The organism is Streptomyces sp. NBC_01635 (assembly GCF_045209715.1).
Classification (GTDB): domain Bacteria; phylum Actinomycetota; class Actinomycetes; order Streptomycetales; family Streptomycetaceae; genus Streptomyces; species Streptomyces hirsutus.
Genome location: NZ_CP109277.1, coordinates 673,086 through 693,980, shown reverse-complemented (window position 1 = coordinate 693,980; position 20,895 = coordinate 673,086). Strand labels below are relative to the sequence as shown.

The window sequence follows — 20,895 nt, the reverse complement described above, 5'->3', positions numbered from 1 at the left end:
TGTGACAGGACGTGGGGTGTGACGTACGTCTCCCTGTCGGAGGAGGCCCGCGAGGAGGGGGCCGGCGGGGGTGCGGCGGGGCCGCGGAGGTGTCGTCGGGGAAGCGGTGCACGAGCGATAGCCTGGCCGCATGCAGGATCACGCCTCCTCACCCGCCGGGAGCGGCACCGCCCCGCCGCATGCCCTGGGCGCGCTCGGCGGCCCGGTGCGGCCCGGCGCCGTCCGGGTGCTCTCCGGCGCCGGGTTCCCGGGGGTGCGGTCCGCACCGCTTTCGACGGCCGTCGCCGGAGATGCCCCCGAGGTCCGTGACGAGAACTGACACCCGGCCCGGGTACGGGAACAATGAGGGGACTGGAAGCCCGGACGGGGGAGCGGAGCGTCGGTGAGCGAGCGTCGGGAATACGACTGGGCGGACATGACGCCAGGAGATTTCGACCGGGACGCTCCCCTGTGCCTGAACGTGGGCACCGGACCCGTCGTGGTCCCGGCGGAACCCGACGAGTACGGCACGGTGCCCCTGTTCGGCGAGGAGGCGCCGGCCCGACGCCCCGGCCCGCGCCGGCCCTCGCGCGGCGGCACGCCCGCCGAGCAGGAGCACCTGTTCTGATCCGGCCCGGGGCGCCGCCGTCGGCGGTCAGCCGGTGGGCAGGGTGCGGGCGGGCAGCAGGACGTGGGCGGCGGACCGCAGGGTGTCCTGGTCCGAGGTGAACGCGTCCAGGGTCGCGAGGTCGCCGGGCTCGGCACCGGACGGCCAGGGCCGGGTCGTGAAGACGAGGTACACGTGCCCGCGTTCACCGACGGCGTCGGCCCACTTCGGTGGGGGGGACGAACTGGGCGTCGAAGCCCGGCAAAGTGAGCGACGCCGCGCCCGGCACGACGACGACACCGGACGGGCCGGTCTCCTCGGAGGCGTCGACGAGGCGGCCCGCGGGAGACAGGCCCGCACCGCGCAGCAGGTGCCGCACGGCGTCCGCGGTGGCGTCCGGGCCGCTCGCCCCGTTCCCCAGGGAGCAGGCGAGGAGGAAGGGGATGCCGCCGTCGGGTGTTTCCCCGCGCCAGGCCATCACGACGACGGAACCCAGGTCGGCGGAGTTCCATGGCTGCGCTGCGGTGGAGGTCGTGGACACCGCGGAACCGTATCGGCGCGGCGGTCCTCATCCGGTCGGCCGTCACCCGTCCGGGCGATGCCCGTGGCTGCTTTTCACACGTACGAGGGATGAACAGCCCTACAGGGCGGCCGTGTTCGGGGTTCCGGAACGCTAAGCCCGGCGGGCCGGGGGTACTCCGGACGTGACGACATGACGACATGACGGATCACGAGTACGGGCGCGGCCGCGGACTCCGCTGCGGTCCGGTGGCCGCAACCGGCTTGCCGCAGGTCACCGCCGAATAACACGAACTAAGGTTAGGCTAACCTTGCAACGTGAAATCTGGTGAAGAGGCGTTCTCCGGCCCGCGTGGCCATGAACTGGCGGCGACCGATGTGATCGTGGCGTACGACGGCGTGGACGTCGTCCACGCCGCGGCGCTGACCCTGCGTCCGGGCGAAGTGACGGCACTGGTCGGTCCCAACGGCAGTGGCAAGTCGACCCTGTTGCGCACCGTCGCGCGGCTCCAGTCGCCCCGCCGGGCCACGCTCACGATCGACGCCGACACCGACGGCCTGGCCCTCAGCCCTCGAGAGTTCTCCCGCAGTGTGGCCCTGCTGCTGCAGGGACGGCCCACGCCCAGCGGTCTGAGCGTGCGCGACGTCGTCGAGTTCGGCCGCTACCCCCACCGGGGCCGCTGGGGCGGCGCCGACCCCGGCGGGCGAGCCGCGGTCGACCGCGCCCTCACCATGACGGGCGTCGCCGAACTCGCCGACCGCGGCGCCGAACACCTCTCCGGCGGACAGCTCCAGCGCGTCTGGCTGGCCGGCTGCCTGGCCCAGGAGACCGGAGTCCTCCTCCTCGACGAACCCACCACCTACCTCGACCTGCGCTACCAGGTCGAACTCCTCGACCTGGTCCGCGATCTGGCGGACGACCACGGCATCGCCGTCGGCGTCGTCCTGCACGACCTCGACCAGGCGGCGGCCGTTGCCGACCGGATCGTGCTGCTCGCCGAAGGGCACATCGTCGCCGGGGGCACGCCCGAAGAAGTCCTGACCCCGGAACGCCTGACCGAGGTCTACGGCATCCGGATCGAGGTCGGCACCGATTCGCTCACCGGCCGGCTGCGCACCCGCGCGATCGGCCGTCACCACACCCGCACCGAAAGGCCCGGCACCTCCTCATGAGACGCCTTCTGCTCACCACCCCCGTGGCCGCCGCGGCCCTCCTGCTCACCGCCTGCGGAACCACCGAACCCGCCGCCACCGAGGCGAAGGAGTCCGCCGAAACCATCACACTCACCGACGCCTCCGGCACCGAGGTCGAACTCGACGGCCCCGCCAAGAAGGTCGTCGGCACCGAGTGGAACGTCGTCGAGACCCTGATCTCGCTCGGTGTCGACCCCGCCGGCGTCGCCGACGTCAAGGGCTACAAGACCTGGAACACCGCCGTTCCGCTCACCAACGAGCCCAAGGACATCGGCACCCGCGGCGAGCCCAGCATGGACACCATCGCCTCGCTGAAGCCCGACCTCATCGTCGCCACCAGCGACCTGCAGCCCAATGCCGTCAAGCAGCTGCGCAAGGTCGCCCCCGTCCTCACGGTCACGTCCGCCGACGCCTCCGGCCAGATGGAGCAGATGCTCGAGAACGTCGACCTCATCGCCGAGGCCACCGGCACCACCGAGCAGGCGGCCACGCTGAAGAAGGACTTCGACGCGAAGCTCGCCGAAGGGGAGAAGGCCCTCGCCGACGCCGGCCTGGACGGCGCCGAGATCGCCTTCGCCGACGGCTACGTCACCTCCAACCAGGTCTCCGTCCGCCCCTACACCTCCGACTCCCTCATCGGCGAGGTCAACGAGCGGCTCGGGCTGAAGAACGCCTGGAAGATGAAGGGCGACGAGGCCTACGGCCTGGCCGCCACCGACGTCGAGGGACTGACGGACCTGGGCAAGGACGTCCGGTTCGCCTACATCGGCAGCGACGACGACCCCAACAGCGACCCCTTCGGCAACCAGCTCGCCAAGAACTCCGTGTGGAAGTCCCTGCCGTTCGTGAAGGCCGGCGACGTCCACCGGCTGTCCGACGGCATCTGGATGTTCGGCGGTCCCGGCTCGATGGGGGCGTACGCCGACGCCGTCGTCGAGGCGCTGACGAAGTAGCCCGATGGCCGTCACCGCCACCCCCGGCCCCGTCCGTCCGGAGACGGCGCCGGCCCCGGCCGCGTCCCGGACGGGCGCGGCCGTGGTGACCGGGGCCTTCGTGCTCCTGGTCGCCGCCCTCGCAGTCGTCGACATCACCCAGGGCACCGCGGCCGTCGGCCCGGCCGAGGTCCTCAAGGCACTCACCGGCCGCGCCGACCCGGCCGACGCGTCCGTCGTCATCGCCTCACGGCTGCCCCGGATGGCCGCCGGACTGCTGGTGGGCGCCGCACTCGGCATGGCGGGCCTCGCCCTGCAGGCCGTCAGCCGCAATGTCCTGGCCTCCCCGGACACCCTCGCCGTCAACGCGGGCTCCTACCTCGCCCTCGGCCTCGTGGCCGTCACCGGGGTCTCCCTGCCCCTGCTCGCCTCTTCCGGCGTCGCCTTCGCCGGCGGACTCGCGGCGGCGGCCGTCGTCCTGGGGCTGTCCGGGCTCGGGTCCGGAACGGTACGACTGGTGCTCGCCGGCACCGCCCTCGCCCTCGGCCTCACGGCCGTCACCCAGGGCCTGTTGCTGCTGTTCCCGCAGCAGACCGAGGGTCTGTACCAGTGGAACCAGGGCAGCATTGCCCAGAACGGCTTCGACGGCGTGCTCCAGATGCTGCCCGTCGCGGTCGTCGGCCTGGCCGGCCTGCTGCTCGTCGCCCGCCGCGTCGACGCCCTCGCCCTCGGCGACGACACGGCGCGCGGACTGGGCGTCCCGGTGCGGGCGACCAGGGTCACCGCCGTGGTGCTGGCGACGCTGCTCTCCGCGGCGGCCGTCACCCTCGCCGGCCCCATCGGGTTCGTCGGCCTGTGCGCCCCCGCCCTGGTCCGGCCCCTCGCACGCCGGTTCCGCGGCATGCACCGGCTGCGGGCGGGTGTGCCCGTCGCCGGACTGGTCGGCGCGGCGCTGGTCCTCGGGGCGGACGTGCTGCTGCGTACGTTCGTGAGTGCGGACGTCTCCGTGGCGGTGCCCACCGGCGTCGTCACCAGCCTCGTCGGCGCGGTGTTCCTGGTCGTCATGGCGGCCCGGCTCCGCGACACCGCGGGTTCGCCCGCGCCGGACAAGCTGCGGATCCGCAGCCGCGCCGTCTTCGTGGCCACGCTCGCCGTGCTGGCCGTCGCCCTGATCGGCCTGACGATCGCCGCGACCCTCGTCGGCGACAGCATGCTCCTGCTGGGCGACGTGCTCAACTGGGCGCAGGGGCGGGCCGGACGGACCGTCTCCTTCGTCCTCGACACCCGCGTTCCCCGCGTCCTGGCCGCGCTCCTCGCGGGGGCGGCCCTGGCGCTCGCCGGCACGCTGGTGCAGGCCGTCACCCGCAACCCGCTCGCGGAGCCCTCGGTCCTGGGCGTCTCGGGCGGCAGCGCGCTCGGTGCGGTGATCCTCGTGACGACCGTGCCCGTCGCCGGGGCGTGGGGCGTCGCAGGAGCGGCGTTCGCTGGGGCCGCCGTCACCGCGGTCGTCGTCTTCGGGCTCGCGGCGCGCGGAGGCTTCCAGCAGAACCGGCTGGTGCTCGTCGGCGTCGGCGTGGCGGCCGGGACCACAGCCCTGATCAGCCTGCTGATCGTGCTCACCGACCCGTTCAACGCCACGAAGGCCCTCACCTGGCTGTCGGGCTCCACCTACGGCCGGACCATGCCCGACGTCCTGCCGCTGGCCGCCGTCCTCGTCGTCGGCATCGCGGTGGCGGCGGTACGGCACCGGGAACTCGATCTGGTGTCCCTCGACGAGGACACCCCGCGGCTGCTCGGGCTCCGCCTGGCGCGCGGCCGGCTGGGCTTCCTCGCCGTCAGCGTGCTGCTCACCGCCACCGCGGTGGCCGCCGCGGGCACCATCGGCTTCGTGGGCCTGGTCGCCCCGCACGCGGCCCGGGCCCTCGTCGGGCGCCGGCACACCCGGGTCCTCCCGGTCGCGGTGCTGCTCGGCGCCGTACTGGTGTGCGCCGCCGACCTGTTGGGCCGCACCGTGATCGCACCGGCCCAACTGGGCGCCGGCCTCATGACGGCCGTCATCGGCACGCCGTACTTCCTGTACGTGCTCGTGCGCAGCCGGCGGTAACGGGGGAAGCCGGATGCCGCCGGGCCCTCGGGGCACTCGGCGGCATCCGGCCGGTCCGGGAGGGAACGGTCAGCCGAAGGCCCTGACCGCCTGGTAGTACGTCCACGCGGTGCTGTTGCAGGCGGTCTTCGTGGCCCCGGTGTAGCCGGCGCAGACACGCTTGAGGTCTTCGTGGAAGGCGTTGTCGAGGCGTGCCTTGTTGGCGTCGAAGGAGCCGGCCGCCTTGTAGTTGCGGTAACCGAAGTCGTGGCGCGCGCAGGACGTCGCGAAGGGGAAGCCGAACGGGTTGTCGGGGGACGTGGAGCAGTAGTCGGTGCTCCAGTCGAAGCCGTAGGCGGACCAGGCGGCCTGGTTGGAGCGCGCGGCGACCCACTGGTTGTAGCTCGACGCGCTGGTCTGCGTCCAGCCGGCGAGGACCTGCGCCTTGTCGGCGGGAGCGGCCTCGGCGGCTGTGGCGGTACCCAGGACACCTACGGCGGCGAGAGCCGACGTGGCCAGGGCGGTGGCGAACTTGCGGTGCATCCCACACCTCCACGGGACTGCGGCCCGACCACCGGGCCGCAGGTTCATGACAGAAAGATGCCCGCGTCGTCCCTGCCTTCACACCACGGTCGACTCAACAGGCTGTCAACGTTCGGGCCCGTCAGGTGTCGTGATCGCGTCCATGGGCCAACTCCGATGCCGACGAACGGAGTCCGGACTCGCGGCGCCGACGGGTGGGGCGGAGAATAATCACTGGGCCCGTGGGGGCGGGGGAGTTATGCTCCTGGTGATGATCACTCACTTCGTTCCGAGAACGGGGGTTCCGTCCGCGCAAGGTGAGCGCTGATGCTCACACCGACCGCGAACGGGGACACCCGTCTTCTTCTCTGGCTGCGCGTGCGGAAGTTCGCCGTGCCGCCCTCCATGATCGAGACCGCGACCGCCCGCCGACGCGTCGGCGACTGGGCGGGGGCCTGTGCCGCCGCGGGCATCGACGTCGACCTGGACCTGCGGTCCCTGGCCCGCACCCATGGCCGGGCCCTCGCGGGCGAAGTCCGGTCCGACCTCCGCCACTTGGCACCCGACCTGCTGCGCTGGCAGTTGCCGCGGATCGCCCCCGACGGGCTGTTGCGTCCCGGCCTGACCGTCGCTCTGGCCCGGTACGGCAGGGGCACCGGTGGTGGCGGTGACGGACTCCGGGCCGACACCGCCACCGGGACCGGTCCGGTGTACCTCGTGGTCCGGACTCCGCCCGCCTGGGCGGACGGTGGCCAGCGGTTCGGTCTGGAACTGTGGGACGGCCGCCGGCTCCGGACCGACGCCCGTCACCATCCGCACCCGCGCCCGAGCCCGCGCTTCCGCCTCGATCTGCACCGCCACCTGTGGGACGCCCGCCGGAGCGGCGAACTGCGGTCACGCTCCGGGGCGGACCGGCCGGCCGACGCCAACGGCCGGGCGCTACCACCGGATGCACCGGAACTGCTCCCGCCCGGTCATCGCTGCGCCGTCGACCGGTGGCGCGACGAGGCCGCGCTCGTCCTGCGCGACGCGGGGCACACGACCGGCACGGTCGTCGCGCGGATCGGCGACGGGCGCCGACTGCTCCTGCACCTGGCCGGCGGCGGGGACGACGCCCCGGGACCGCCCGCCCTCCGGATCTCCTCCGCGCCCGCCGACGGCAGCGCCTCCACCCTGCCCCTCCTGCCCTACGCGGCCACCCACGTGCTCCCCGACCTGGAGTTGCTCCGCACCGGTGCGCTCGACCCCGGTCAGCTGCACCCGCTGGTCGCCTCGGCGCTCGCACCGGGTTCCGTACCGGAGCCGATGCCCGGACCGGCGCCGACCGGTTCCCGGCGCGCACCGGATCCGGCGGACGAGCCGCGTCTCGTGGAATGCCGGGGAGAGCGGCACCGGATCGGGCCGGTCGACGGGGTGCTGGCCGCGCTGGACCACGACCCGGCCGAGATCGGGCGGGAGGAACTGCTGGCCGCGCTGACCGGTACGCCGCTGCCCTGCCTCCAGGCCATCGACCGGGCACACCGGCGCCCGGACTGCCTCACCGGCGTACGCGAACGCCTGGACCACGGCGACATCACCGGCGCGCTGGCCGTGGTCGAGGGACTGCTGGGTCCCGGCGCGCGCCTGCGTGACGGCCCGTTGCGGGACGAACTCGAGGCGGCCGCCGAGCGGCGGATCGCCTACGGCCTGTACCGGGCGGGGCTCGCCGAGCCCGCGCCGGGCCGGCTCCCGCCCGGCAGCCGTCGCCCTCAGGACCACCGCCCCCGCCCCCACCTCGCCATGTGACGCACCGGTGACACCACCGGGGCCGCTTCTCACGGCGCCCTGCCACCTCGCCCGCACACCCCGCCCCTGCTCGCTCCTCACACCCACAGGTGATGACCTATGCCCACATACAGCCCTGCTGCTTTCCGTCCCGTTCCCCCTCCCGTTTCCGACGCCACCACGACATCTTTCGACCCGCCCCACGCCTCCCGGCTCGACGTCGCCGGTGAACTGCTCGCCCTCCTGGGCGACACCACCACCGAGCCCCGCCCCGACACCCAACTGGAGGCCCTCACGCTGGCCGTGGCCGCCGACCTGCCCGTCCTGCTGTGGGGCGAGCCGGGGATCGGCAAGACCGCGGCCCTCACCCAGCTCGCCACCGCACTGGACCTGCCGCTGACCACCGTGATCGCCAGCGTGCACGAACCGTCCGACTTCTCGGGGCTGCCCGTCGTCGGGGACGACCCGGCCGAACAGGGAGTGCCGATGGCTCCGCCGGACTGGGCCGTGCGCCTGGTACGGGCGGGTCGCGGGCTGCTGTTCCTGGACGAGCTGTCCACCGCTCCTCCGGCCGTGCAGGCCGCCCTGCTGCGCCTGGTGCTGGAACGGCGCATCGGAACCCTTCAACTCCCTTCCGGAGTACGGATCGTGGCCGCCGCCAACCCCCGCGCCTCGGCAGCGGACGGCTGGGAACTCAGCCCGCCCCTGGCCAACCGGTTCGTGCACCTTCAGTGGACCCACGACCACGGGGTCGTCGTCCGCGGCCTCGGCGGGACCTGGCCCCGGGCGACCCTGCCCCGTCTCGACCCGGAGAAGCTGCCCGAGGCCGTGGACTTCGCCCGCCGCGCGGTGTGCGGGTTCCTCACCGCCCGCCCTCCGCTGGTGCACCGGCTGCCCGACAACGAGACACGCCGGAGCGGGCCCTGGCCCTCACCGCGCAGCTGGGACATGACCCTGCGCCTGATCGCCTTCGCCACCGCGGCCGGCTCCGCCCGCGACGTACTCTCCCTGCTGGTCAGGGGCACCGTCGGCGACGGCCCCGGCCTGGAGCTGCTGGCGAGCCTGGACCGGATGGACCTCCCCGACCCCGAGACGCTGCTCGCCGACCCGACGGGCGCCGAACTGCCCGAACGGGGAGACCTGCGCCAGGCCGTGCTCGACGGGGTGGTGGCCGCGGTACGCGCACGCCCGGAGAAGCCCCGCTGGGACGCCGCGTGGGCGCTGCTCGTCCGGGCCGTGGAGACCGGCGCCCCCGACCTCGTGGTCGTCCCCGCCACCACCCTCGCCACCCTGCGCCGCGAGGACTGGGACGTACCGGAGGCGATCGAACGCCTCGCCGGAGTGGTCGCCCTGTCCCGCCGGGCCGACCGGGTGGCGGCCCGCTCCGTCACCCCGGCAAGGGCGGGCCGATGACCACACGCACCCACGCCACGGACAGTGGTCCCACGGCCGGTGACACCACGAGCAGTGGCACCACGGCCAGCGGCACCACGGACATCCACGCCCCGCGCACCGGCAGCAGGTACACCCGCCCCACGACGCCACCGCCCGCCCCCGCCCTCGACGTCGACAAACTCCTCGCCGCCCGTCTGCACGCCGCCCGCGCCCGGCCCTACCTGGCGACGGCCCTGTTCGCCCTGCACCCCGTCGCGTCGGCGCGGGTGCCCACGATGGCCGTCGACCGGCACTGGCGGTGCTACGTGTCGCCGAACTTCGTGGACCGCACCCCCGAGGAGGAACTCGCCGGTGTCTGGGTGCACGAGGTGTCGCACCTGCTGCGCGACCACCACGGGCGCTCCGACCGGTACGCGCGGGCGCACCACCTCACCGGCCCGGCGGAACGGCTGAGGATGAACATCGCGGCGGACTGCGAGATCAACGACGACGTGTTCGGCGACGGCCTGGTCCGGCCCGAGGGCGCGATCACGCCGAGCAGTCTGAGGCTTCCGGCCGGGGAGCTGATGGAGGACTACCTGGGCCGGTTCCGGCTCGGACCGTACACCCAGGGCATGGCCTGGCTGGACTGCGGCAGTGGCGCCGACGGACTGGACCGGGAGTGGGACCTCGGGCCGGACGGCGCGCACGGCCTCAGCGAGCAGGAACGCGACGCGGTCCGGTTCCGGGTCGCGCAGGGCATCAACGCCCGGCCGGGAGACGTTCCCAAGAGCTGGCAGCGGTGGGCCGAGGAGGCGTTCCAGCCGCCGCAGCCCTGGTGGGAACTGCTCGGTGCGGCACTGCGCGCGGCGGTCTCCGGCTCCGGCGCGGGCGACGACTACTCCTACGGCCGTCCCGCACGGCGCTCGGCCGGTCTGCCCGGCGTCGTGCTGCCGAGCCTGCGGCGCACGCCGCCCCGCGTCGCGGTGGTCATCGACACCTCCGGCTCGGTCAGCGACGCCGAACTGGGCAGCGCGCTCCGGGAGGTGGCGGCGATCTCCCAGGCGGTGGGCGGCCGCCGCGACATGGTGTCGGTGGTGTCGTGCGACGCCGCGGCCACGGCTGTGCGGTCCCTGTGCCGTGCCGAGGGGATACCGCTGGTGGGTGGCGGCGGAACGGATCTGCGCACGGGTTTCGCCACGGCCCTCGGGTCGCGTCCCCGGCCTGACGCCCTCGTGGTGCTGACCGACGGTCAGACACCCTGGCCGGACCGGCGGCCCCCGTGCCGGACGGTGGTCGGCCTGTTCCCCCGCCGCCACACGGCCGCCTCCTCGTACGACGAGGACGACCCCGAGTACCGACCGGACGCACCGCCCGGCTGGGCCCGGGTGGTGACCATCACCGAGGGCCCCGGCAGCCGGTGAACCGAACGCGGCTCCGGCTGCACGGTGCCGGGCCCCGGGCCCCGGCCCACCGACCTGGGGGGCCGGGACCCGGAGGGCGTCAGGCCCCGGTCACATCCGTGACCGTCCACCGCTGGTTGGCACCGGAGTTGGGCTCCCAGGTCGTCACCGCGGCGCCCTCGTGGGTGGCCTGGCCGCCGACCTCCAGGAGGCGCCCGGCGCCCGCGTTGATCAGCGTCCAGGTGCCGTCGCCGGCGCCCGACACGATCCACTCGGCGGCCCTGTCCCGTTTGCCGGTGTCGGGCGCGGCGACCGGGACGCCGTCACGCACGGTCAGACGCCTGCGCTCACCGTCCTGCGCACTGGTGAATTCGTAGCGCTGCCGCACTCCGTCACCGGGACGCACCGTGCTCAGCCGCCACCGCTGGGCCGCCGAGCCGTCGCCGGTACCGATGACGAGGCTGCTGCCGTCGTCGCCGACGGTGACGGCCTTGCCGCTCTGCGTGCCGGTCAGGGTGTAGGTGTGGCCCTTGCGCAGCAGCGGGGCGTCGGCGGCGACGCCGGAGACACCCTTGACGACGAAGGACGTCACCGACTGGGCGGGCACCGTGAAGGTGGTCGTGCGGTCGCCGGCCCTGATGGCCCTGTGCCGCTCCAGCTTGCCGTCCGCACTGGTCACCACGGGCGTGACGGTCGCGTTCCGGTTGACGGTGCGGAACTTCGAGAGGTCCACGGTGACGTCGCGGGCCCCGGTGGTGCTGTTGACGTGGACGATCGAGGCGCCCTTGCCGTTCTTCGTCACCGCCGCCGCGCTGGAGGTGTCGTTCACCTGGATCAGCCGGTCGCCGGGCTTGATGAAATGGGTGAAGTTACGGGCGGTGTCGAACTTGGTGTTCGTGCGAACGGGGCAGGACTCGAGGGTGTCGGCCGCCGTGCAGCTGAACGGCAACTGGATCTCGCCCCAGTTGCCGCCCTTCGCGGACTCCCCGCCGGGCCTCATGTTGTCGTGGTCCTCGACGGGTTGCCAGAACACCCATGCACGCGGTTCGAGTTCGCGCAGATCGTCCACGATGCGCTGGGCGAGACCGAGACCGGGACGCATGTCGGTGAAGCTCTGTCCGTCGCCCCAGTCACCCTCGACCTCGCTCATCCACAGCCGCTTGTCCGCCGCCTTGGAGAGGTCGCGGACGGTGGTGCGCTGCCCGGTTCCGTAGGTGTGGACGTTCATCTGGTCCACTAGGTCGCGGGCCGCGGGGGAGTAGGTGTTCCAGTTCCGGGCGAACGTGGACGGGTTGGTCTCGTCCATGGCGGAGATTCTGGCCCCGGTCCTCGCCTTCCTCAGCGCCGGCGCCAGGGCGCGGAGCACCTTCTCCTGGAGCTCGGGGCCGATGTGGGCGCCTTCCTGCCGGCCGCCGACGGGCTCGTCGTCCGGGCCGAGACGGGTGCTCCAGTAGGTGGTGTTCGGCTCGTTGAACGGGTCGACGGTGTCGACCTCGATGCGGTGCACCTTCTCCAGCCGCTTGGTCGCGCCCGCCAGATAGGCGGCGAAGTCGTCGACCGACTCGGCCTTGAGCTGGTCCTCGGAGGCGTCGAACCCGCCGGAGACGTAGCCGCTGACGGTCATGAACCAGGGCGGGGAGTTGCTGAAGGTCTCCCAGCGGGTGATGTCCTTCTTGATGCGGTCCACCCACCAGCGCTGGGTGGCATCGGCGTCGGGGTTCCAGTCCGCCGGGTCGTCGGCGTCCCACCAGCCGGTGTCCTCTCGGGTGGTGCCCGCCGGCGCCTTCCACCAGCCCTCGACGGCGCCGCCGGCACGCAGATAGTCCTTGACGTCGGGGGCGTTGCCACCCCCCACGTTGTAGCGGGCGATGTTCAGGGCGAGGCCCTTGTCGCCGAAGAGGAGTTCGGCGAGTTTTTCGCGTATCTCCGGCGGGTAGTCGCCCGTGGCGTTGGCGAACCAGACCAGACTGGTGCCCCAGCCCTCGAACTCCTCCTGCTGATAGGACGGATCGGGCCGGACGGTGACGGAGGGGACGGAGGCCTCCGCCCGAGCGGTGGACGCCGGGGCGGGGACCAGGGCGGCCCCGGTGGCCAGGGCGGTGAGGCCGGCGGCTGTCAGGAGCCGTCCTCTACGGGTGCGGTGTGCCATCGGTGTGCTCCCAACATTGAGGTGTGGTCGCGCTCTGGTGGAACCCTCCGGCCGCGCGGTGCGCGCGGCCGGAGGAGAAGACGGCCTCCCGGAACGACCGTGCCGTGCCGGGGAGGCGGAACAGGCGCTCCCGCCCCGCCCCTGCCGGGCCCGGGAGCCGAGGCGGTCGCCGCGTCTCAGCCGGCCGGCTGCCGCAGTACGGCGACGGCGCGCGGTCCGAGGACCAGCGCACCGCCGTCCCCTTCCGTGGTGCCGAGCAGTACCTCCCCGTCGAGGCCGCGCACGGGGACTGCCGTGTCGGTCCGGTTCACCAGGAACAGGAACCGGCCGCCGGGACCGCTGCGGACCGTCGTCTCGATCAGTCCGCGGACCTCGGTGGGCAGTTCGCTCTCCACACCGGCCGGTGCGAGCAGCCGGGGCAGCAGCGAGGTGAGCCCTGCGACACCGAGCCGGGTGGAGACGTAGGCGGCCGAACCGGTGCCCGTGGCCTTCCGGGTGACGGCAGCCCGGCCGGCGTGTACGCCGGTGCGGTAGCGGGCCAGGACGTCCGTCCCCGGCGCGACGGTGATCCGGTCGGTCCACAGGCTGCCCGTCGTCGCGTCGTCGAGCTCCACCGTGTCACCGTCGAGCAGCGGACCGAACTCCTCGATGCGGATGCCGAGCAGCTCGCGCAGCGCCCCCGGATAGCCGCCGAGCCAGACGTGGTCGTGCTCGTCGACGACACCCGAGAAGTACGTGGTGATCAGGTGGCCGCCCTGCTCGGTGTACCGGGTGAGCGTCTTGGCCAGGTCGGCGGGGACCATGTGCAGCACCGGTGCGACGAGGACCTGGTGGCGGTGCAGATCGGCGCGGGTGGTGACGAGGTCGGCGCGGACACCGAGGGCCAGCAGCGCCGAGTACCAGTCGAGCGCCTCCTGCCGGTAGTCGAGCAGCGAGGAGGGATGGGAGTCCTGCTCGCTCGCCCACCACGACTCCCAGTCGTAGAGGATGCCGACCCGGGCGGCCTCCCGTTCGCTGCCGGCGACCGGCGCGAGTGCCTTGAGGGTGGCACCGAGTGCGGCCACCGCGCGGAACAGGTCGCTGTCCGCGCCGGCGTGCGGAACCATCGCCGAGTGGTACTTCTCGGCACCGGCCGCCGACTGACGCCACTGGAAGTAGCACACCGCGTCGGCCCCGTGCGCCACGTGCAGCAGCGAGTCACGGGCCAGGTCGCCCGGACGCTTCGCCACGTTGACGGGCTGCCAGTTGACGGCACTGGTGGAGTGCTCCATCAGGAACCAGGGCCGGCCGCCGGAGATGCCGCTGGTGAGGTTCGCGGAGAAGGACAGCTCGTCGCGGGCCTGCGGCCCAGGATGGACGTAGTGGTCGTTGGAGACGAAGTCGATCTCCTGCGCCCAGTCGGGGTAGTTCATCCCCTTGGTGTTGCCCATCACCATGAAGTTGGTGGTGACGGGGACGTCCGGGGTGATCTCCCGCAGGATGTCCCGCTCGGCCCGCAGATGCTCCTTGAGCGCGTCCGACGAGAAGCGCTTGAAGTCAAGCTGCTGGGTGGGGTTGGGGTGGGACGCGGCCTGCCGGGGCGGCAGTATCTGCTCCCAGTCGGTGTAGCGCTGGGACCAGAAGGCGGTGCCCCAGGCGGAGTTGAGCGCATCCAGGGTGGTGTACCGGACTCGCAGCCAGTTCTGGAACGCGCGTGCCGCGTCGTCGGAGAAGTCGTAGACGTTGTGGCAGCCCAGCTCGTTGTTCACGTGCCAGGCGACCAGGGCCGGGTGACCCGCGTAGCGGGTCGCCAGCTCCCGTACCAGGCGCAGCGCGTGGGCGCGGAACACCGGGGAGGTGGGACGCCAGTGCTGGCGCGCCCCCGGCCACAGGACGGTGCCGTCCGCGGTGACCGGCAGGATCTCCGGGTGGGCCGTCGTCAGCCAGGGCGGCGGGGAGGCGGTGGCGGTCGCCAGGTCGGCACCGATGCCGCCCGCGTGCAGCAGGTCCAGCACCTCGTCGAGCCAGCCGAAGTCCCAGGTGTTCTCGGCCGGTTGCAGCCGCGCCCAGGAGAAGATCCCTACGGACACGACGTTCACACCGGCTTCCCGCATCAGCCGGACGTCCTCCTCCCAGACGCTGCGGGACCACTGCTCGGGGTTGTAGTCGGCGCCGTACAGGAGGCGGGGGGCACGGTCACCGTCCGCCCCGCTGGTACGGGACAGGAGAGTGGAGATCATGGCGGTCCTTCCGGGTGTCTCGCACCGGGGCGGTACGACGTGCGTGCCGCCCCGGTGTGCTACTTCTCTACGGTGAAGCCCTGCTCGTTGCCGTACTGCACCGACGCGTCCTGCCAGGCCTTCAGGCCGTCCGCCAGCGTGGTGCCGGAGACGTAGGCCTTGCCGACGGTGTCGTTGAAGATCGAGTTGGCGTACACCTGGTACGGCAGGTACGCCCAGTCGTCGGCGACGTTCGCGGCCGACCCGGCGAACACCTTGTTGGCCCGCTGCCCGCCGAAGTACGGGAACTCGGTGTTCTGGAACTCCTCGGAGTCGAGCTGAGCCGTGGTCGCCGGGAAGGCGCCGCCCTTCACACGGGTCTCGACACCGTCGCCGGCGTTGGCGTACTCTACGAACGCGTAGGCGAGCGCCTCGTTCTCGCCGAGCTCGGGCAGAGTGAGGGCGCTGCCGCCGTTCTCCGCGCCGGCGTCGGCGCCCGCCGTCCACTGCGGCAGCGGGGCGACGCGCCAGTCACCGGCGGCCTCCTTCACCCCGGAGGCGAGGTTGGCCGGCATCCAGGCACCGATGGCCAGGGTGGCGATGGTGCCGTCGCCGAGGCCCTTGTACCACTCGTCGGACCAACTGGTGACCGGGGCGACAAGCTTCTCGTCGAGCAGCTTCTGCCAGGTTCCGGTGAAGTCCTTGGCCCCCTTGTCACCGAACCCGATCTTCACCTCGGTGCCGTTCACCTCGTAGGGGCGCGAACCGGCCTGCCACAGCATGCTGGTGGTGAAGCCCGCGTCACCCGCGTCGTTGGTGATGTACGCCTTCGGGTCGGCCTTGCGCAGGGCGCGGGCCGCGTCCACGTACTCGTCCCACGTGGTGGGCACGTCGATCCCGTGCTTGTCGAAGACCTTCTTGTTGTAGAACAGCGCCATCGGGCCGGAGTCCATCGGCAGGCCGTAGATCCCCTCGCCGCCGGCCTTCACACCGTTCCAGGGGCCGGGGGAGTACTGGCCGGCGAGCTTGTCGGCGCCGAAGCCGCCGAGGTCGGTGAGCCCCTCGGTCAGCGCGTACTGGCCCATGGCGTAGTACTCGACCTGGGCGACGTCGGGGACGCCCTTCTTCGCGGAGATGGCGTTCTGCAGCGCCTTGTACTGCTCGTTGCCGGTGCCCGCGTTGACGAGGTTCACCTCGACTCCGGGGTGCTCCTTCTCGAAGTCGGCCGCCACCTGCTCGAGCGTGGGTTCCCATGCCCAGACGGTGACGGTGCCGCCCTTCTCCAGGGCGGCCTCGACGTCCGACTCGGAGACCGCCTTCGGGGCGGCGCCCCCGTCGTCGGAACCGCCGCAGGCGGTGGCGCCCAGGGTCAGGGCGCAGACGATGCCGATGCCGCGCAGGAGGCGGCGGGACTGCTTGTGCATGGGCGTGCTTCCACTTCTTCGTGGGCCGGGATTCCGGGGCCGGGACGGGGTGATGTGCGGGAGGGAAGAGGGGCGGCGCTATTCCTTGACGCTTCCGGCGGAGAGCCCCGACTGCCAGTACTTCTGCAGCAGCAGGAACGCGGCGATCAGCGGGACGATGGCGATCAGCGAGCCGGTGATGACCAGGTGGAACACGGGCTGTCCGCCGGCGGTCGCGGCCTGGTCGTTCCAGCTGTGCAGCCCCAGGGTGAGGGGGTACCAGTCGGGGTCCTTGAGCATGATCAGCGGGAGGAAGTAGTTGTTCCAGGTCGCGACCATGGTGAACAGCGAGACGGTGACGATGCCCGGCGCCAGCAGCGGCAGCACCACCAGGAAGAAGGTGCGCAGCTCGCCCGCGCCGTCGATCCGGGCCGCCTCGAGGAGTTCGTTCGGGACGGCCTCACTGGCGAACACCCACATCAGATACAGGCCGAACGGCGAGATCAGCGACGGGATGATCACCGCCCACGGGGTGTTGGTCAGCCCCATGGTGCTGAACATCAGGAAGGTCGGCACCGCCAGCGCCGTCCCCGGCACAGCCACGGCGCCGATGACGACGGCGAAGACCGCCCGGCGTCCGGGGAACTCGAACTTGGCCAGGGCGTAGCCGCCCAGCACGGCGAGGAGGGTCGCGCCTCCCGCGCCGAGACCCACGTACAGCACGGTGTTCAGCAGCCAGCGGGTGAAGACACCGTCGTTGTAGGTGAACGTATCGACGATGTTGCCCCAGAGGGCGAAGTCGCCGTCGAACCAGAGGCCGAACGAACGGGACAGCCCCTCCTGGGTCTTGGTGGCGCTGATGACCAGCCACACCAGCGGAACCAGGCTGTACAGCAGCACCAGGCCGGTGAGCACGGTCAGCAGCACACTGCGGCGCGGCCGCCCGGGAGCGGGGCCGCGCCGGCGCGTACGCAGCTTGGGGACGGAACCGGAGGGGGCGGAACCGGAGGCGTCGGACGCGGAGCCGGCCCGGCTCGCGGAGGCGGGGGAGACGGTACTGCTCATCGCTGTTTCACGCTCCCTTGCGCATGCCGCGCAGCTGGACGACATAGGCGATGACCGTGGTGATCAGCCCCATGACGATGGCGACCGTCGCGGAGTAGTTGTGCTGCTGGCCGGAGAAGGACAGTGAGTACGTGTAGTAGTTCGGCGTGTAGTCCGTGGTGATGGCGTTGGGCGCCAGCTTCTGCAGGACGCTGGGCTCGTTGAAGAGCTGGAAGCTGCCGATGACGGAGAAGATCGTCGCGATGACCAGGGCACCGCGGATCGCGGGCAGCTTGATGGCGGTGATGACGCGGATCTGCCCGGCGCCGTCGATCTCGGCCGCCTCGTAGAGGGAGTGCGGGATCACCCGCAGTGCCGCGTAGAAGATCAGCATGTTGTAGCCGACGAACTCCCAGGTGACGATGTTGCCAATCGAGGCCAGCACCAGGTCGGGGGAGAGCGGGTCGGGCAGCGAGAGCCCGAAGGCCTCGTTGACGTCGCCGACCAGGCCGAAGCGGGTTCCGTACATGAAGCCCCACATGAGGGTGGCGACAACGGCGGGCACCGCGTACGGCAGGAAGACCGAGATACGGAAGAAGCTCTTGCCGTAGAGCCGTCCGCTGTCCAGCGCCAGTGCCACCAGCAGGGCGATGCCGAGCATGACCGGCACCTGCACGCACAGGAAGAGCGAGACCCGGCCGAGCGCGGCCCAGAACCGTTCGTCCTGCAGGGCCTGCCGGTAGTTGTCGAACCCGACGAAACTGGTGCCGCCGATGAGCTGGTCCCGGAAGAGGCTGAGGTAGACCGAATACACGATCGGGGCCAGGAAGACCAGGGCGAACACGGCCACGAAGGGACCGATGAACCCCCACCCCGTCCAGGACCGGCGGTCCCGTCCCACCGGAGGTGGTGCCGGCCGCGGCTCGGCGGTCGCCGGCGGTTGCAGCGTCGTCATGTCGTCCTCGCTCGTCCACGTTCGGGCCGGGTGGTCACGGCGCCCTCCTCGGGGCCGGGAGCCCCGCCCCCTGCAGCCGATGTTTGCGCAAACATCGAGCGCCGCAGAAATGCGACGGGGTGGTATGTTTGCGTAAACATTCGGTGGCGGCATGTCTACACTGCCCCGAAGACGACGGTCAAGGGTTCTCAGGAAAACCCTGACGCGGCAAGTGGCGACGGGAAGGCGGCCGGAAGCGAGTGGAGACGGTGGACAGCGCGCCGGGGCGGGAGCCCGTCACCGGGACGGCCGCGGCCGGCGAGGACCCGGCCGTCCCGGACCCCGCAAGCGTGGGTTCGGCAGGCGTGGGCCCGGTGGGCACGGACCAGGCCGCCGGCGCCGCGCCGAGCCCCCGTCCGCGGGGCGGCCGCCGCGCCAGGGCCTCCATGGCGGACGTGGCCCGCCTCGCCGGCGTCTCCTCCCAGACCGTCTCCCGCGTCTCCAACGGCTACGCCGGGGTGAACGAGGAGACCCGCGAGCAGGTGCTGGCCGCGATGCAGGAGCTCGGCTACCGGCCCAACAGCGCGGCCCGCGCGCTCAAACGCGGCGAGTTCCGCACCATCGGCGTCATCACTTTCTCGCTGGCCACGACCGGAAACGTGCGCACCCTCGAGGCGATCGCCACCTCCGCGGCGCACGAGGGCTACGCGGTGACCCTCCTCCCGGTCGCGATACCGACCCAGGACGAGGTGCGCGGCGCGTTCTCCCGCCTGGAGGAGCTCGCCGTCGATGCGGTGATCGTCATCATGGAGGTCCATCTGCTGGACGCTGCGACGATCCAACTGCCCCCGCACGTCCAGGTCGTGGTCGTCGACTCCGACGCCGGCGAGCGCTACACGGTCGTCGACACCGACCAGGCCGGCGGCACCCGTACCGCCGTGCGCCACCTGCTCGGCCTCGGTCACCGCACGGTGTGGCACCTGGCGGGGCCCGAGGGCTCCTTCGCCGCCCAGCGCCGCACCGACGCCTGGCGTGCCGCCCTCACCGACGCCGGACGCGTCCCGCCGGAACTCGTCCGCGGTGACTGGTCCGCGGAGTCCGGTTACCACGCGGGCCTCGAACTCGCCGCCCTCGACGAGTGCACCGCCGTTTTCGCGGCCAACGACCAGATGGCTCTCGGCCTGCTGCGTGCCTTCCACGAACGCGGCCGGCGCGTCCCCGAGGACGTCAGCGTCATCGGCTTCGACGACATCCCCGAGGCGTCCTCCTTCCTGCCCCCGCTGACCACCGTCCACCAGGACTTCGCCGAGGTGGGGCGGCGCTGTGTGGCGGCCGTCCTGAGCAAGATGCGTCATGACGGCCCCGAGCGGGGGACCACCCTCGTCCCGACCCGCCTGGTACCGCGCGCCAGTACGGCGCCGCCGCCGGCGCCTCAGCCGCGGACGGGCGGCTGAGGCGGCCCGGCCCGGCTCAACTCACCCTGCCCGCAGGCGTGTTGATGTGTGAGACTGGTTGATCGCCGACGCCGTGATCCGTCGTGGGAGGGAGTCCGACCTGCCGGCCGGCAGGTCCAGCCCTCCGCAGATCGACACCAGCAGGGCGCGCCCCGCGCGGGTCTACTGGTACCGGCGGCGATGCCGTTCGCCGTCTCGATGACCTTCATCGAGACGGCGAACGGCATCGCCGCCCCGCGGCCCCCGCCACCCCCACCGGGCAGGCCGCCACCCCCCGTACGGAGACAGTGGACTCCCAGGCCACCACGGCCGCGGCCGACTTTCCGGTCGCCGCCAACGGACAGCTCGAGGTCTGCGGCACCAAGCTCTGCAACGAGCACGGGAACCCGGTCCAACTGCGCGGCATGAGCGCGCACGGAACCCAGTGGTACGCCCAGTGCCTGACCGACGGCTCGCTCGACGCCCTCGCCCACGGCTGGCGGGCCGACGTCCTGCGCGTCTCCACCCATGTGCAGGAGGGCGGCTACGAGACCGACCCCGCCCGCTTCACCGACCTGGCCGACTCCCTGATCCGGGAGGCGCGCGAGCGCGGCCTGTACGTGATCGTCGACTGGCACATGCTCAGTCCCGGTGACCCGCACCTCAACCTCGAGAACGCGCGGCGGTTCTTCACCGAGATCGCCCACCGCAACCAGGGCCGGAACAACATCCTCTACGAGATCGCCAACGAGCCCAGCGGTGTGAGCTGGCCGGCGGTCAAGGGTTACGCGGAGCAGATCATCCCGGTCGTCCGGAACATCGACGCGGACGCCCCCGTCCTGGTCGGCACCCGCGCCTGGTCCTCGTTCGGAGTCTCCGCGGGCGCCGACGAGGCCGAGGTGGTGAACGATCCGGTCCACGCCTCGAACATCATGTACACGTTCCATTTCTACGCCGCCTCGCACCGCGACGAGTACCTGGCGGCCCTCTCCCGCGCGGCCGACCGGATCCCCGTCTTCGTCACCGAGTTCGGCACCCAGAACTACGCGGGGGAGGGCGCCGACGACTTCGCGACGTCCCAGCGGTATCTCGACCTGATGGCCGAGAAGAAGATCGGCTGGGTCAACTGGAACTTCTCCGACGACCACCGCTCCGGTGCCGTCTTCACCACCGGCACCTGCGACAGCAACGGCCCCTGGGCCGGCACGGCGTCCCTGAAACCCGCCGGAGTCTGGGTCCGCGACCGTGTCCGGACCCCGGACGGCTTCCCCGCCGCCTGACCCGGCCGCTCGGCCCAACCGCTCGACCCGGCCCCGCGCCGGACCCGCCGTGCCCGCGTTCCGCCCGTCCGAGAACC

18 protein-coding genes are annotated in these 20,895 nt (G+C 72.3%); 10 read left to right on the top strand and 8 right to left on the bottom strand.

Annotated features, from left to right (window positions below; translation table 11 throughout):
• Positions 1 to 130: 130 nt before the first annotated feature.
• Positions 131 to 319, top strand: coding sequence for a hypothetical protein (locus OHB56_RS03520; protein ID WP_406351567.1), 189 nt, complete (start codon positions 131 to 133; stop codon positions 317 to 319).
• 63 nt (positions 320 to 382) lie between these two features.
• On the top strand, positions 383 to 607 hold the full coding sequence (locus tag OHB56_RS03515; protein WP_326756582.1) for a hypothetical protein: 225 nt from the start codon (positions 383 to 385) through the stop codon (positions 605 to 607).
• Positions 608 to 634: 27 nt separating this feature from the next.
• Here OHB56_RS03515 and OHB56_RS03510 read toward each other — a convergent pair whose 3' ends face one another.
• Positions 635 to 781, bottom strand: a complete 147-nt coding sequence (locus OHB56_RS03510; RefSeq protein ID WP_406351565.1) for a DUF5949 family protein — start codon at positions 779 to 781, stop codon at positions 635 to 637.
• Positions 782 to 791: 10 nt separating this feature from the next.
• Entirely contained in the window at positions 792 to 1,127 is a 336-nt protein-coding gene (locus OHB56_RS03505) for a DUF5949 family protein (RefSeq protein WP_406351564.1), read from the bottom strand.
• 296 nt (positions 1,128 to 1,423) lie between these two features.
• On the opposite strand from OHB56_RS03505, the gene OHB56_RS03500 reads away from it, so the two are divergent.
• From OHB56_RS03500 to OHB56_RS03490, 3 genes are read left to right on the top strand one after another with little or no spacing between them, the layout of a single operon-like run.
• Positions 1,424 to 2,278: an ABC transporter ATP-binding protein gene (locus tag OHB56_RS03500; protein ID WP_406351563.1), complete on the top strand. Its 855-nt coding sequence runs from the start codon at positions 1,424 to 1,426 to the stop codon at positions 2,276 to 2,278.
• Complete coding sequence (locus OHB56_RS03495) at positions 2,275 to 3,252, top strand: ABC transporter substrate-binding protein (protein ID WP_406351562.1); 978 nt, start codon at positions 2,275 to 2,277, stop codon at positions 3,250 to 3,252. The genes OHB56_RS03500 and OHB56_RS03495 overlap by 4 nt, the downstream gene beginning before the upstream one ends.
• A gap of 4 nt (positions 3,253 to 3,256) precedes the next feature.
• Entirely contained in the window at positions 3,257 to 5,335 is a 2,079-nt protein-coding gene (locus OHB56_RS03490; protein WP_406351560.1) for an iron ABC transporter permease, read from the top strand.
• A gap of 69 nt (positions 5,336 to 5,404) precedes the next feature.
• Here the strand turns inward: OHB56_RS03490 and OHB56_RS03485 are convergent, their stop codons facing one another.
• Positions 5,405 to 5,857: a phospholipase gene (locus OHB56_RS03485; protein ID WP_326756587.1), complete on the bottom strand. Its 453-nt coding sequence runs from the start codon at positions 5,855 to 5,857 to the stop codon at positions 5,405 to 5,407.
• Between the two features lie 306 nt (positions 5,858 to 6,163).
• Here OHB56_RS03485 and OHB56_RS03480 point away from each other — a divergent pair, with 306 nt between their 5' ends.
• From OHB56_RS03480 to OHB56_RS03470, 3 genes are all read left to right on the top strand, one after another.
• On the top strand, positions 6,164 to 7,621 hold the full coding sequence (locus OHB56_RS03480) for a hypothetical protein (RefSeq protein ID WP_406351559.1): 1,458 nt from the start codon (positions 6,164 to 6,166) through the stop codon (positions 7,619 to 7,621).
• A 99-nt stretch (positions 7,622 to 7,720) separates the two neighbouring features.
• A complete protein-coding gene (locus tag OHB56_RS03475) occupies positions 7,721 to 9,013 on the top strand; it encodes a MoxR family ATPase (RefSeq protein ID WP_326756589.1) in 1,293 nt (430 codons plus the stop codon).
• Positions 9,010 to 10,398 (top strand): DUF2201 family putative metallopeptidase, encoded by a 1,389-nt coding sequence (locus OHB56_RS03470; protein WP_326756590.1) that lies wholly within the window; start codon positions 9,010 to 9,012, stop codon positions 10,396 to 10,398. Before OHB56_RS03475 ends, OHB56_RS03470 begins: the two co-directional genes overlap by 4 nt.
• A 79-nt stretch (positions 10,399 to 10,477) precedes the next feature.
• On the opposite strand, the gene OHB56_RS03465 is transcribed toward OHB56_RS03470, so the two are convergent.
• From OHB56_RS03465 to OHB56_RS03445, 5 genes are all read right to left on the bottom strand, one after another.
• Positions 10,478 to 12,526: an RICIN domain-containing protein gene (locus OHB56_RS03465; protein WP_406351557.1), complete on the bottom strand. Its 2,049-nt coding sequence runs from the start codon at positions 12,524 to 12,526 to the stop codon at positions 10,478 to 10,480.
• A gap of 176 nt (positions 12,527 to 12,702) precedes the next feature.
• Positions 12,703 to 14,745 carry a beta-galactosidase gene (locus tag OHB56_RS03460; RefSeq protein WP_326756592.1) on the bottom strand — a complete coding sequence of 681 codons (2,043 nt, stop codon included), beginning with the start codon at positions 14,743 to 14,745 and terminating at the stop codon, positions 12,703 to 12,705.
• Between the two features lie 59 nt (positions 14,746 to 14,804).
• Positions 14,805 to 16,148: an extracellular solute-binding protein gene (locus tag OHB56_RS03455; protein ID WP_326756593.1), complete on the bottom strand. Its 1,344-nt coding sequence runs from the start codon at positions 16,146 to 16,148 to the stop codon at positions 14,805 to 14,807.
• 78 nt (positions 16,149 to 16,226) lie between these two features.
• A complete protein-coding gene (locus tag OHB56_RS03450; protein WP_406351555.1) occupies positions 16,227 to 17,192 on the bottom strand; it encodes a carbohydrate ABC transporter permease in 966 nt (321 codons plus the stop codon).
• 7 nt (positions 17,193 to 17,199) lie between these two features.
• A complete protein-coding gene (locus OHB56_RS03445) occupies positions 17,200 to 18,126 on the bottom strand; it encodes a sugar ABC transporter permease (protein ID WP_326756595.1) in 927 nt (308 codons plus the stop codon).
• Between the two features lie 425 nt (positions 18,127 to 18,551).
• Here OHB56_RS03445 and OHB56_RS03440 point away from each other — a divergent pair, with 425 nt between their 5' ends.
• Entirely contained in the window at positions 18,552 to 19,559 is a 1,008-nt protein-coding gene (locus OHB56_RS03440; RefSeq protein ID WP_406358914.1) for a LacI family DNA-binding transcriptional regulator, read from the top strand.
• Positions 19,560 to 19,846: 287 nt separating this feature from the next.
• Positions 19,847 to 20,818, top strand: a complete 972-nt coding sequence (locus OHB56_RS03435; RefSeq protein WP_406351553.1) for a glycoside hydrolase family 5 protein — start codon at positions 19,847 to 19,849, stop codon at positions 20,816 to 20,818.
• Positions 20,819 to 20,895: the final 77 nt, after the last annotated feature.